At 72.6% G+C, this 14,421-nt stretch carries 3 protein-coding genes; 2 read left to right on the plus strand and 1 reads right to left on the minus strand.

All coding sequences use genetic code 11. The features are described 5' to 3' along the window. Window positions 1-22: 22 nt before the first annotated feature. Window positions 23-11,836 (minus strand): type I polyketide synthase, encoded by an 11,814-nt coding sequence (locus tag IG94_RS0108745; protein ID WP_031033161.1) that lies wholly within the window; start codon window positions 11,834-11,836, stop codon window positions 23-25. 374 nt (window positions 11,837-12,210) lie between these two features. On the opposite strand from IG94_RS0108745, the gene IG94_RS0108750 reads away from it, so the two are divergent. Both IG94_RS0108750 and IG94_RS0108755 read left to right on the plus strand, forming a co-directional pair. Then, window positions 12,211-12,732 carry a pyridoxamine 5'-phosphate oxidase family protein gene (locus IG94_RS0108750; protein ID WP_031033163.1) on the plus strand — a complete coding sequence of 174 codons (522 nt, stop codon included), beginning with the start codon at window positions 12,211-12,213 and terminating at the stop codon, window positions 12,730-12,732. A 127-nt stretch (window positions 12,733-12,859) separates the two neighbouring features. Next, the coding region (locus IG94_RS0108755; protein WP_248783062.1) for a beta-ketoacyl synthase N-terminal-like domain-containing protein at window positions 12,860-14,421 on the plus strand (1,562 nt) is incomplete at its 3' end.

Here is a 14,421-nt window from a genome sequence, read left to right on the forward strand (position 1 = left end):
ACGTTCCACGTGCGTACGGGGATCACTCGTCCCGGCGGCCGAGCTGCGTGTTGATGAAACTGAACAGTTCGTCGTCGGAGGCCGCCGTCAGTGTCGCCACGTCGCCCTCGGCGCTCGCCGCCTCCGCCGGACCCGAGAGCCGGCTCAGCAGGTCTCGCGCCCGGCCGACGAGCACGTCGCGCACTTCCGTCTCCTCGGTCGGCAGCGCGGAGAGCGACGCCTCCAGCCGGTCGAACTCGGCCAGTGCCGCGTCCGTCGGCGACGGCACGGCGGCGGCCACCTCGGAGCGCAGGAACGAGGCCAGGATCGTCGGATTCGGGTAGTCGAAGACCAGCGTCACCGGCAGCCGCAACCCGGTCGCCGCGTTGAGCCGGTTGCGCAGCTGGACGGCGATCATCGAGTCGAAGCCGACGTCCTTGAAGGCCCGCCTGTGATCGATCTCCTGCGGAGAGTCGTGGCCGAGCACGGCCGCGACGTGCGAGCAGACCAGATCGAGCACGGCCGGTTCCCGGTCCTCCTCCGGCAGCGCGGCGAGCTTCTCGATCAGGGCCGCGCCGCGTTCGGCCGAGGCCGGGGACTCCGCCGTCCGCAGCTGGCGGACGTCCGGCAGGTCGGCCAGCAGCGGGCTGGGCCGCAGCGAGGTGAAGCGGGCATGGAACCGGGCCCATTCGACTCGTGCGACGACCGGGCACGGTTCGTCCTCGGCGACAATCCGGTCCAGGGTCGCCAGACCGGAGTCCACCGGCAGCAGGGGCAGACCTCCGCGGCGCAGCGAGTCGGCCGTCTCCTCGTCCTCGGCCAGCATTCCGGCCTCCCACGGGCCCCACGCCACCGAGACGGTGCGGCCGCCGCGGTCGTGCCGTTCCCGCGCCAGGGCATCGAGGTAGGCGTTGGCCGCCGAGTACGCGGACTGGTTGCCGACGCCCCAGGTCGCCGAGATGGAGCCGAACAGCAGCACGGTCTGGATGCTGTCGTGGTCGAGCAGCTCGTCGAGGTGCGCCGCACCGAGCACCTTGGCCGCCAGGATGTCGCCGAACTCGGTCAGCGTCGTGTCGGCGATCGGTCCGCCGTCGAGACTGGCCGCGGCGTGCACGACCGCGGTCAGCGGGCGATCGGCGGGAACGGAGGCCAGCAACTCGGCCACGGCGGCCCGGTCCGTGACGTCGCAGGCCGTCACCGAGACCGAGACGCCCCGGGCGGCCAGTTCCTCGACCAGGCGCCGGGCCCCTGCCGCCTCGGCGCCGCTGCGGCTGGCGAGCACCAGATGTTCGGCACCGCGGTCGGCCAGCCAGCGGGCCACTTCGGCACCGAGGCCACCCGTGCCACCCGTCACCAGCACGGTACCGCTCGGCCGCCACTCGGGCGGCTCCTGGTCGGGTGCCGCCGCCCTGACCAGACGGCGGGCCAGGACGGCCCCGGAGCGTACGGCGACCTCGTTCTCGCCGTTGCCCGCGAGCACACCGGCCAGTTCGGCGACCGCGTGGTCGTCCACCGTCTCCGGCAGATCGATCAGGCCACCCCAGAGCCGCGGGTGTTCGAGGCCGGCGACACGTCCGAATCCCCAGACCAGCGCCTGGGCGGGCGAGCCGATGCGGTCCTGGGGGCCGGCCGCCACCGCGCCCCGGGTCACCGCCCAGACCGGGGCGTCGAGTTCGGCGTCGAGCAGGGCCTGGGTGAGCACCACCGTGCCCGCGAGCCCCTGGGGCAGCGCCGCCGCGTCCTCGCACGGGGTCTCGTCCTCGGCCAGCAGCGACAGCACCCCGACCGGGCCCGTGCCGTTGGCCGCGAACTCGCGGAGCCGCTGGGCCAGCGCCGCCCGGTCGAGGTCGCCGCACGGTACGACCCAGGTCTCCAATTTCGGTGTGTGGGCGGCGAGTCGGCGCACGGTCTCCGAGGCCCAGCCCCCGGCCGGCTGCCCCTCGGGGACCACCGCCAGCCAGGTACCGTCGATCGGCGTACGCGTGCCGTCGGGCAGCGCGCGCCACGTGACGCGGTAGTTCGCGTCGTCGGCGTCCGTGTCGTCCGCGGCGTTCACGGCGCTCCGCAGCTGTGCACGACTGACCGGCCTCGCGACGACGGAGTCGAAGGAGGCGACGGGGTCGCCCGCGCCGTCGGCCAGCAGCATCGTGGAGGAGTCGGGGCCGTTGCGCCGGAAAGCGACCCGGAGCGAGCTGGTTCCCCGGGTGTGCACGGTGATGCCGTTCCAGGAGAACGGCATCACCGCCTGGCTCTCGCTGTCGATCAGTCCGGCGACCGGCACCTGCAGGGCGGCGTCCAGCAGCGCCGGGTGCAGGCCGAACCGCCCCGCCTCGGCACGGACCGTGTCCGGCAGCGCGACCTCGCCGTACATGTCCTCGCCGTCCCGCCACAGCGCACGGATCCCGGCGAAGGCGGGCCCGTAGGCGTATCCGCGCTCGGCGAGCCGTTCGTAGAGGCCGGTCACCTCGACCGCCTCCGCGCCGGCCGGCGGCCAGGCCCTCAGGTCGCCCGGCACCGGGCCGGTACCGACGGGAGCGAGCGTGCCTTCCGCGTGCAGGATCCACCTGCTGTCGGTGCCCGACCCGGTGCGCCGCGAGTGCACGGTGACCGGACGCCGACCGGTGGAGTCGGCGGCGCCGACCGCGACCTGCACCGCCACACCCGACTTCTCCGAGAGCACCAGCGGTGCCTGGAAGGTTAGTTCCTCCAAGCGGGCGCAGTCGACGTGACGCCCGGCGTGGGTGACCAGCTCGACGAAGGCGGCTCCGGGGAGCAGGAGGGTGCCGAGCACGACGTGGTCGGCCAGCCACGGATGGGTCGCCAGCGACCACCTGCCGGTGAAGAGCACCTGGTCCTCGCCGGCGCGTTCCACGGCGGCGCCCAGCAGGGGGTGATCGGCGGACGCCAGCCCCAGGTCGGCGGCGCTCGCGGTCACCGCGCCGGCGGGCTCGACCCACAGCCGGCGGTGCTGGAACGCGTAAGTGGGCAGGTCGATCCGGCCACCGGCGGGAAACACCTTCCCCCAGCCGACCGTTGCCCCGTGCACGAAGGCCGTGGCCAGGGAGCGGGTGAACGCGACGTCACCGCCGTTGCGCCGCAACGACCACGACGCTGCGACCTCGGCGTCCCGCGCCTCGGCCACCGCCTCGACCGCGTCGACGAGGGCCGGGTGCGCGCTCAGCTCCACGAAGCAGCCGTGCCCGTCGTCCAGAAGAGCCTCGACGGCCTCGCTGAACCGCACCGTCTCCCGGAGATTGCGGTACCAGTAGTCGGCGTCCAGCCCGGTGCCGTCGACCCGCCCGCCGGTGACCGTGGAGTAGAACGGTACTTCCGCCTCCGCGGGCACGACGTCGGCCAGCGCGTCGACGAGCTCGGCGCGCAGTTCGTCCACCGCGTTCGAGTGCGACGCGTAGTCGACCAGGAGCGTGCGCACCGGGACCTCCTCGGCCGCGAGCGCCGCGCACAGGCTCTGCAGTTCGTCGGCGGCGCCGGAGACGACCACCGACCGCGGCCCGTTGACCGCGGCGACGCCGAGCCCCGGGTGGTCGGCGAGCCGTTCCCGGACCCGGGCGACCGGCAGACCGATCCAGCCCATCCCGCCGCGCTCGGTCAGGCCGGCGATCAGACGCGAGCGCAACCCGGCGATGCGGGCGCCGTCGGCCGGCGTGAGGACACCGGCCACCACGGCCGCCGCGATCTCGCCCTGCGAGTGACCGACCACCGCTGCCGGTTCGACCCCGAGCGACCTCCACAGCCGTGCCAGGGACACCATCACCGCGAACAGCACGGGCTGCACCACGTCCACCCGCTCCAGACCCGGCGCGCCCGGAGCGCCGGTGAGCACGTCCGACAGCGAGGCGCCGTTCCAGTCGACGTGCGGGGCCAGCGCCGCGTCGCACTCGGTCATGGCGGCGGCGAACAGCGGGCTGCTGTTCCAGAGATCGAGGGCCATGCCACTCCACTGGCCACCCTGACCCGCGAAGACGAAGACCGGCTGGTTCGCGTCGCCGCCGTCGCCCAGCACCACGTCCTCGTGGGAGTCCGTCGTGCCGCCGGCGATCGCCGTGAGCCCCGCGGTCAGCGCGCCCAGGTCCTCGGCGAGCACCACGGCCCGGTGCTCCAGCGTGGCCCGGCCGCCGAGCGAGCGGCCGAGGGCGTCGAGGTCCACCTCCGGGTGCTCCGCGAGGTGGGCGCCGAGCCTGGCCGCCTGATCGCGCAGTGCCGCCGCGCCGCGAGCCGAGAGGACGAACGGCTTGACGGACTGCGCGAGCACCTGACCGGACCCGGGCGGAGCGGGCGGCCCCTCCAGCCCCTCCGGCTCCTTCGGTGCCTCTTCCAGCACCACGTGCACGTTGGTGCCGCTGATTCCGAACGCGGAGACGGCACCGAGCCGGGGCCGGTCGCGCTCCGGCCACTCCTGTGCCGAGGTCAGCAGCTTCACGCCACCGTCCGACCAGTCCACGTGCGGGGTGGGCTCCTCGGCGTTCAACGTCCGGGGCAGCCGGCCGTGCCGCAGCGCCTGGACCATCTTGATCACCCCGGCCACGCCGGCGGCCGCCTGCGCGTGGCCCAGGTTCGACTTCAGGGAGCCGAGCCAGAGCGGGGCCTCCTCGGTGTGCTCCCGCCCGTACGTCGCCAGCAGCGCCTGCGCCTCGATCGGGTCGCCGAGCCTGGTGCCGGTGCCGTGCCCCTCCACGACGTCCACATCGGCGGCGGAGACACCGGCATTGGCCAGCGCCTCTCGGATCACCCGCTGCTGCGAGCGGCCGTTGGGCGCGGTCAGCCCGTTGGAGGCGCCGTCCTGGTTCACCGCGGAGCCCTTCACCACCGCGAGGACCTGGTGGCCGTTGCGGCGGGCGTCCGACAGACGCTCCAGTACGAGCAGCCCGACGCCCTCGGCCCAGCCGGTGCCGTCCGCGTCCGCGCCGAACGCCCGGCAGCGGCCGTCCGCGGAGAGGCCGCCCTGCAGCGCGAACTCCTGGAACACCACCGGCGTGGACATCACGGCCACACCGCCGGCCAGCGCGAGGTCGGACTCACCGGTCCGCAGCGCCTGGGCCGCCATGTGCAGCGTGGTCAGCGAGGACGAGCAGGCGGTGTCGACCGTCAGCGCGGGGCCCTCGAGGCCGAACTCGTAGGCGATGCGGCCCGAGGCCACGCTGGGCGCCGTCCCGGTCAGCAGGTGGCCGTCGAGACCGCGCGATTCGAGCGCGAGCAGGTTGGCGTAGTCGTGGGCGCTGAGGCCGACGAACACGCCGGTCTTCGTGCCGCGCAGCGCCGACGGGTCGATACCGGCACGCTCGAACGCCTCCCACGCCGACTCCAGCAGCAGCCGCTGCTGCGGGTCCATCGCGGTGGCCTCACGCGGTGAGATGCCGAAGAACTCGGGATCGAATTCGGTAGCTCCGTGCAGGAAGCCGGCCGCCCGGGCGTTGGTCGTGCCCGAGCGGCCGGGCTCGGGATCGAACAACTCGGCCAGGTTCCAGCCGCGGTCGGACGGGAACTCCGTGGCGGCGTCCCGGCCCTCCTCGACCATGGCCCACAACGCCTCCGGCGAGTCGACCCCGCCGCCGTAGCGGCACGCCATGCCGACGACGGCGATCGCGTCGCCGCCGGTGTCCGCCGCGGCGACCGCGGGTGCCGCCGACGCGGAGGAGCCGGCGCTGAGCACCTCGCCGAGCACGTACTCGGTCAGCGAAGTGAGGTCCGGGTAGTCGAAGACCACCGTTGCGGGCAGCCGCAGGCCGGTGAAGGCGGTGATCCGGTTGCGCAGCTCCACCGCGGCCAGCGAATCGAAGCCGATGTCCCTGAACGTCCGGTCCGGCGAGAGTTTCGACGCCGACGCGTGCCCGAGCACCGCCGCGGTCTCGGCGGCGAGAGCGTCCAGGACGATCCGGTGCCGGGCGGCCGGCGGCCGGGCGAGCAGACGGCGGGTCCACGAGCCGGCGCCGCCGCCACTGGCGACGGTGGCACGCCGCACCCGCCCGGAGACCTGGTTGCGCAGCAGGGGCGGCACCTCTCCGCGGAACGCGGCCAGGTCGAGCCGGACCGGCAGCACGACCGGGGCCCCGACGGTGAGGGCCGCGTCGAAGAGGGACAGGCCCTCCTCGTCGGACAGCGGCTTGATGCCGGCGCGTGCCATCCGTTCCCAGTCGGCCTCCTTCAGGGAGGTCGTCATGTGGCTCGTGGCGGCCCACAGGCCCCAGTCGAGCGAGACGGCGGGCAGCCCCAGCGCACGGCGGTGCCGGGCGAGAGCGTCCAGGAACGCGTTGGCGGCGGCGTAATTGGCCTGGCCCGGTGCGCCGAACGCCCCGACGGCCGAGGAGAACAGCACGAAGGCGGAGAGGTCGAGGTCCTGGGTCAGTTCGTGGAGGAGCCAGCCGGCGTCCACCTTGGGACGCAGCACGGTGTCCACCTGCTCGGTCGTCAGCGAGCCGACGACACCGTCGTCGCTGGTGCCCGCGATGTGCACGACCGCCGTCAGCGGATGTTCGGCGGGGATCGCGTCCAGCACCCCGAGCAGCGACGCGCGGTCGGAGACGTCACAGGCGGCAGTCGTCACCGACGCGCCCAGCCCGGTCAGCTCGGCGGCGAACTCGGTGGCGCCGGGGGCGTCCGGGCCGCGCCGGCTCGCCAGCACGAGGTGGCGTACGCCGTGTTCGGCGACCAGGTGCCGGGCGACCAGGCCGCCCAGCGCGCCGGAGGCGCCGGTCACGAGCACGGTCCCGGCCGGATCGACGGGCACCGGGACGGTCAGGGCGATCTTGCCGATGTGCCGGGCCTGGCTGAGGAACCTCAGCGCGTCCGGGGCCCGGCGGACGTCCCAGGTGGTGGTCGGAGGCAGGGTCAGAACGCCCCGGCCGAACAGGTCCAGCAGCTCGGTCAACATCTCGTGGACCCGTTCGGGGGCGACCGCGAGCAGGTCGAACGCCTGATAGCGCACACCGGGGAACGCCTCGGCCGCCCAGTCGGCGTCGCGGATGTCGGTCTTGCCCATCTCGACGAACCGGCCGCCGCGCGGCAGCAGGCGCAGCGAGGCGTCCACGAGCTCGTTGGTGAGCGAGTTGAGGACCACGTCGACGCCGCGGCCGTCGGTGGCGCCGAGCAGATCGGACTCGAACTGCGCGGTGCGGGAGTTCGAGACGCGTTCGCCGGGAATGCCGAGCTCGCGAACGGCCGCCCACTTGGCGGGGCCGGCGGTGGCGAAGATCTCGGCGCCCAGATGGGTGGCCAGCTGCACGGCCGCCATGCCGACACCACCGGCGGCGGCGTGCACGAGCACGGACTCGCCGGGTTGCAGGTCGGCCACGTCGACGAGCCCGAAGTACGCGGTCAGGTAGGTGATCGGGACGGTCGAGGCCTCCAGGTACGACCACTCGTCCGGGATCGGTACCACCATCCGGTGGTCGCCCACGGCCACCGGCCCGAACGGCCCGAAGAACAGGCCCATCACCCGGTCTCCGGGCTCGAGACCGGTGACTCCCGGGCCGACCTCGGTCACCACTCCGGCCGCCTCGCCGCCGAGCACCTCCTGACCGCGGACCAGGCCCAGGGTGGACATGACGTCCCGGAAGTTCACGCCGGCGGCCCGGACGGCTATCCGCACCTCGCCCTCGGCCAGCGGCGCTACCGCCTCCGGCGACTCGATCAGGGCGAGCCCGTCGAAAGTGCCGGGATCCGGGGCGGACAGGCGCCAGGCGGCCGTCTCCGCCGGCACGGTGAGCGTCGTCGAGGAGGAGACCTTGGCCAGGCGCGGCACCAGGGTCGTGCCGGCGCGTACGGCGACCTCGTCCTCCCCGGCGCCGAGCGCCGCCTCCACGGCGGTGTCGGGCTCGCCGGGCGCGAGGTCGACCTGGACGAGCCGGCCCGGGTTCTCGGCACGCGCCGAGCGGAACAGGCCGTGCAGGGCCGCACCGGTCAGGTCGCGGACGTGTTCACCCTCGTACGTGGCCAGCGCGCCCCGGGTGACCAGGACCAGCCGTGAGGCGGCCAGCCGTTCGTCGGCCAGCCAGTGGCGCACCAGCTCCAGCATCCGGTTGACACCCGAGTGCACGCTCGCGGCCACGTCGTCGTCGTGGTCGGGACCGGGAGCGGCCAGCACCACGGTGGGCACCTCGCCCCCCGCGTCGAGGGCGGCCTGCAGCGCGGGGAAGCCGTCGTACGCCGTGCCCGTCGTGGGCGCGCCGCCGCCCAGGTTCGCCCAGCCGGCGGGCGACGGGGCCTCGGCCTCACCGGCGGGAACCCACTCGATCTCGTAGAGGGGGCCACGGGCCTTGGAAGTACTCTCGGCGATCTGCTCCGCGGTGGCGGACCGCAAGGTCAGCGAGTCGACGGACAGCACCGTGCGGCCGGTCCCGTCGGCGACCAGCAGTGCCACCGTGTCGGTCCCCACCGGAGTCAGCCGAACGCGCAGCGCGGAGGCACCGACGGCGTGCAGCCGGACGCCCGACCACACGAAGGGGACGGCACCCTCGGTGGTGCCGGTGACCGCGATCGCGTGCAGCGCGGCGTCCAGCAGGGCGGGGTGCATGCCGTACGCGCCGGCGTCGCCCACCTGCTCGGGCAGCGCCACCTCGGCGAAGACCTCCCCGTCACGCAGCCAGGCGGCCTTCAGACCGCGGAACACCGGCCCGTAGCCGTACCCGGCCGCGGCGAACGTCTCGTAGAAGTCGCCGACTCCGACCTCCTCGACACCGGCGGGCGGCCACTCGGCCATCTCGGGATCGTCGCGGCCCGCGCCGGCGGTCCCCGAGACGAAACCGCCGGCGTGCCGTGTCCAGGCCGCCTCGGTGTCGGGGGAGTCCGGGTCCTGCTGCTGCGACCAGATGGTGATCGACCGCCGGTCGGTGGACTCCTCCGGCTCGCCGACCACGATCTGCAGCGCCACGCCGCCCCGCTCCAGCAGCAGCGGAGCCTCGATGGTCAGGTCCTCGACCAGCTCACAGCCGACCTGGTCCGCCGCGCGCAGCGCGAACTCGACGAACGCGGTGCCGGGCAGCAGGGTGCGGCCGAACAGGGCGTGGTCGGCGAGCCAGGGCTGGGCGGAGAGCGACAGCCGGCCGGTGCACAGGAAGCCGCCGTCGTTGGCGAGCGATACGCCGGCACCCAGGAGCGGGGCGTCCACCGAGCGCAGGCCGACCGAACCGAGGTCGTGCCCTCCGACGTGGCTCGTCTCCAGCCAGAAGCGTTCGTGCTGGAACGCGTAGGTGGGCAGGTCGACACTTCGGGCGCCGGTGCCGGCGAAGAAGGCGGCCCAGTCCACCTCGACACCGGCGGCGTGCAGGGTGGCCATCGCCACGGAGACGCATTCCACCTCGTCGCGCCGGCTGCGGAGGGACGGCGTGACCACCACCGACGCGTCGCCGTAGCACTTGCGTACGTCGCTGCTCATCGACGCGGCGGGCGACAGTTCGACGAGTCGGGTGACGCCGCGCTCGCGCAGCCGGGCCACGCCGCCGACGAGGTCCACCGGTTCGCGCATCTGCCGCACCCAGAACTCGGGGGTGCACAGCACCTCGGCGGGCACCACCAGCGGGATGGTCGGAGGCGAATAGGTCAACGTCTCGACCACGGCCCGGAACTGCGCCTGGATCGGCTCCATCGTGACTGAGTGGCCCGCGACGCCGACCCGCAGCGTGCGGCACGAGTGGCCGAGCTCGGTCAGTCGTGCCACGGCCGCCTCGACCGGGCCCTCCAGTCCCGAGAGGGTGACTGAGCCAGGGCTGTTGATACCGGCGAGCGACACGCCCTCGAAGCCGGCGATGACCGGCTCCACCACGTCGGCGCCGGCCGCGACCGAGACCATCACGCCGGCGGCCGAGGTCTGGATCAGCCTGGCCCGGGCGGTGACCATGGTGGCCGCGTCCTCGAGCGACAGCACACCCGCGACGTGCGCCGCCGCGATGTCTCCGCAGGACTGGCCGAGCAGGTGGTCGGGGCGCAGCCCCCACGACTCGACCAGCCGGTAGAGCGCCACCTCGATCGCGAACAGCGCGGGATGCGCGTACTCGGGCCGGTCCAGCGTCGGGCCGCCCTCGGCGATGATCCGCGGCAGCTCGGGGTCGAGCCACCCCAGCACCTCCGAGTACGCCGTGGCGAAGACCGGGAACGCGGCCGCGAGCTGGGCGCCCATGCCGGTGCGCTGCGAGCCCTGTCCGGGGAACAACACCGCGGTGAGACCGCGGGACTCGGTGCCGACGATCGCCGTGGCACCGCTGCCGCCGCCGGCCAGCAGGTCGAGCTGCGCGAGGAGGTCCTCCTTGGTGCCCGCGACCACGGCGGCGCGGTGCTCGAACGTCGTACGGCGCAGCGCGAGCGACTTCGCGACGTCGAGCAGGGCGACGTCCTCCTCGGCGAGCCAGTCGCGCAGCCGCGTCGCCTGGCCGGCCAGGGCCTGCGGAGTACGGGCGGAGAGGAGGAACGGCAAGGCGGTCGGCTGCGCGCTGACCGGTTCGGCCTCGACCGCCTCCGGCGCGGGCGCCTCCTCGATGATGACGTGCGCGTTGGTACCGCTCATGCCGAACGACGACACGCCTGCCCGGCGCGGCCACTCGTTCTCCGGCCACGGGCGGTTCTCCGTCAACACCTCGACGCCGCCGGCCGACCAGTCCACTTCGTGCGTCGGCTCGTCCACGTGCAGCGTCTTGGGGAGGACGCCGTGGCGCATGGCCATCACCGCCTTGATCACACCGGCGACGCCCGCGGCCGCCTGGGTGTGACCCACGTTCGACTTCAGGGAGCCCAGCCACAGCGGCTCCCCGTTCTTCTTCTTGCGTCCGTACGTGGCCAGCAGGGCCTGCGCCTCGATCGGGTCGCCCAGCCGGGTGCCGGTGCCGTGCCCCTCGACCAGGTCGACCTGCTCCATCGGAACCTGGCCGTCGGCCAGCGCCGCCTGGATGACCCGTTGCTGGGAGGGTCCGTTGGGAGCGGTCAGGCCGTTGGAGGCACCGTCCTGGTTGATCGCCGAACCACGGATGACGGCCAGTACCGGGTGGCCGTTGGCCTGTGCGTCGGAGAGCCGCTCGAGCAGGACCAGGCCGACCCCCTCCGACCAGCCGGTGCCGTCGGCGGTGTCCGCGTACGCCTTGCACCGGCCGTTGGGCGCGATGCCGCGCTGCCGGCTGAAGTCGACCATGACCAGGGGCGAGCACATCGACGCGACGCCGCCGGCCAGAGCCATCGTGGACTCGCCGCGGCGCAGGGCCCGGATGGCGTAGTCCATCGCGACCAACGAGGAGGAACAGGCGGTGTCGACGGTGACGGCGGGGCCCTCGAGGCCGAACGTGTACGCGACGCGGCCGGAGAGCACGCTGGGTGCGTTGCCCAGCAGCAGATAGCCGTCGACCTCGCGGGGCGCCGTGACGGTCAACGGCACGTAGTCATGGGTGTTGGAGCCGATGAACACACCCGTCTCGGTGCCGCGGAGGGTCTCCGGGTCGATGCCGGCACGTTCGAACGACTCCCAGGCGGCCTCGAGGACGATCCGCTGCTGCGGGTCCATGGCGAGAGCCTCGCGCGGGGAGATGCCGAAGAAGTCCGCGTCGAAGTCGGCCAGGCCGGACATGAAGCCGCCCTCGCGGGTGTACGTCTTTCCGGGTTTGCCGGGCTCCGGGTCGTAGATGCTGTCCATGTCCCAGCCCCGGTCGGTCGGCGAGTCGCCGATCGCGTCGGTGCCACTGGAGACCAGTTCCCAGAGGTCCTCCGGCGACCAGACGTCGCCGGGCAAGCGGCACGCCATCGAGACGATGGCGATCGGCTCGGTGTCCTGGGCCTCTCTCTCCGTGATCTTCTTGCGAGCCTGGTAGAGGTCGCTCGTGACCAACTTGAGATACTGGCGAAGCTTGTCCTCGTTCTCCATACGAGCAACCCCATCTGTCTCTGTCTGTTCCAGTGGCCCGGGGGACCCCGGAGTGGTCCGGCATACCCCGGACTTGTCATGCCTGGACACGTGGCAGGCGTCTGCTGAGGCCGGCGGTCCGGCGGTCCGGCGAAGAGCTGCGCCGAAAAGGCTTGGGCGGGAGCACGATCAGAACCGCCTCTGGGCGGTCGCGTGAACAACCATGCTCTTACGTCGTCGTCGCGGGCACCCCCTAACCCCCCTAGTCGCCCTCCCGGTCGGCGCGCGGATTTCCGGGGTGTCGTTGTCGCAGTCGCACTGCGAGCATGAACCGCGAAAGCCAGACCGGTGCGTCTCGCTGGTCGCCCGCAGCGGACGAGCGAAGGGACAGCAGCATGACTGCCGAGGTGTTGGACAACAAGGAGAAGCCGACGGGGACGCCGGCATTCATCTTCCGTCAGACCGCTCCGGGGCCGACACAACCGTGGAGCTGGGCGGAGAATCTGCTGAAGTCCGCGGCCACTTACTGGCTGGTCACCACCAGCCCGGACGGGCACCCGCACAGCAGGCCCCTGTGGGGCATCTGGGAGCAGGACACCTTCTGGTTCTCGAGCCAGAACCGCTCCGGCGAATTCCTGAAGGTCAACCCGCGGGCCTCCGTGAACCTGCAGGTCGGCGAGGACGTCGTGATGATCGAGGGCAGTTGCTCCCGAGTGCTCGGGAACGACGACATCAACGTGCTGGCCGAAGGCGTCGGGGTGAAATACGACTGGGAACTCACGGTGAGCGAGGATCGCGTCCACACGCGTTTCGGCCAGAGCGCTCCGGTGTTCCGGCTGAATCCCGAACGGGTCTACGGGTGGGCGGGAATTGCCGGATGGGAGTCCGCGACGAGGTGGGACTTTCCGCGGTCCTGACCGACTGATGTCGGCCGTCGGGTAATCCGGTCCAAGGCCTATTTCTTGTGCGGGCGGGCCCTCTTGGCGGGCCCTCTTACAACTCACGTTGTCCTCCGACGACTCACGGTGAATGACGCTCGCTGCCGTGGACCTGCAAGACGCGATTCGAACGTGGAAGGGGACGATCCGGGTGGATGTCCGGGCCCAAGACGGCAACATCGCGGTGGTTGGTGCGTCCTGCCGTTTCCCCGGCGCTGACGGGCCTCGGCAACTGTGGCGCCTCCTGGCCGCGGGACGTCACGCGATCACCGAGCGCCCGCCCGGACGACGTGGCCCGAACAGGACGGTCGCGCCCCCCTGGGGCGGGTTCCTCGACGCCGTCGACGAGTTCGATGCCGAGTTCTTCGGCATCTCCGCCCGCGAGGCGGCGTCCGTCGACCCGCAGCAGCGACTCGTGCTGGAGCTGGGGTGGGAGGCGCTGGAGGACGCGGGGATCGTGCCGGACAGCGTGCGCGGCGGCCGACTCGGTGTCTTCGTGGGCGCCTTCGCCGACGACTACGCCCACCTCGTGCACCGCGACGGTGCCACTGCGGCGACCCGGCACACTTACCCCGGCACCGAACGTTCGCTGATCGCCAACCGGCTCTCCCACTTCCTGGACGTGCGCGGGCCCAGTGTGGGCATCGACAGCGGTCAGTCGTCGTCGCTGGTCGCCGTCCACCTCGCCTGCCAGAGTCTGCTCACCGGTGAGTCGGACCTCGTCGTCGCGGGCGGCGTGCAGCTCAACCTGCTGCCGGAGTCCGCGGACATCGCGGACCGTTGGGGTCCGCTGTCACCGGACGGCCGCTGCTACACCTTCGACGCTCGCGCGAACGGTTATGTGCCGGGCGAAGGCGGCGGTCTCGTCGTGCTCAAGAGGCTTGAGGACGCCCTTGCCGACGGTGACACCCCTCAATGCGTGATTCTCGGGAGCGCCGTGAATCACGGCGGCAACGGCCACGCCCTCACCCAGCCCGACGAGCTCGCACAACAAGACGTCCTGCGCCGCGCTCACGAGCGCGCTCGCATCAGTGCCGGACAACTCCAGTATGTCGAGTTGCACGGAACGGGAACACCCGCCGGCGACCCCGTCGAGGCCTCCGCGCTCGGTGCCGTCGTCGGCTCCGCCCGGCCGCGAACGCGACCGCTGCCCGTCGGATCGGTCAAGACGAACCTGGGGCATCTGGGGGCAGCCGCGGGGATCGCCGGCCTCATCAAAGTGGCGATGGCGATCCGCCACCGCGAACTCCCGGCCAGTCTCAACTACGAGCTGGCGAACCCGGAGATCGCGCTGGACGAGCTCAATCTCCGAGTGCAGCAGGACCTCGGTTCGTGGGAATCGGCCGACACCCCTCTGATCGCCGGCGTCAGTTCCTTCGGCATGGGCGGCACGAACTGCCACCTGGTCATCAGCGATGCCCCGCCCGCCTCGACGGCGTCGCGCAGGGAACCTGAGACCGGTGAGGCGGACTCCGGGCAGGCACCGGCGGTGCTGCCGTTTGTGTTGTCGGGGCGTGGGTCTGGGGCGTTGTGTGGTCAGGCTGCTCGGTTGCGGTCGTTTGTGGTGGAGCGGCCGGGTGTGGTGTTGGCGGATGTTGCGTATTCGTTGGCGGTTGGTCGTGCTGTGCATGGGGATCGGGCGGTGGTGGTTGCGTCGGGGCGGGAGGA

The sequence above is a fragment of the Streptomyces olivaceus genome, from assembly GCF_000721235.1.
GTDB lineage: Bacteria > Actinomycetota > Actinomycetes > Streptomycetales > Streptomycetaceae > Streptomyces > Streptomyces olivaceus.

What these genes read in the sequence shown, in the direction of transcription:
- IG94_RS0108745 (WP_031033161.1), bottom strand. Translation starts at nt 11,836, where the DNA reads ATGGAGAACGAGGACAAGCTTCGCCAGTATCTCAAGTTGGTCACGAGC.
- IG94_RS0108750 (WP_031033163.1), top strand. Translation starts at nt 12,211, where the DNA reads ATGACTGCCGAGGTGTTGGACAACAAGGAGAAGCCGACGGGGACGCCG.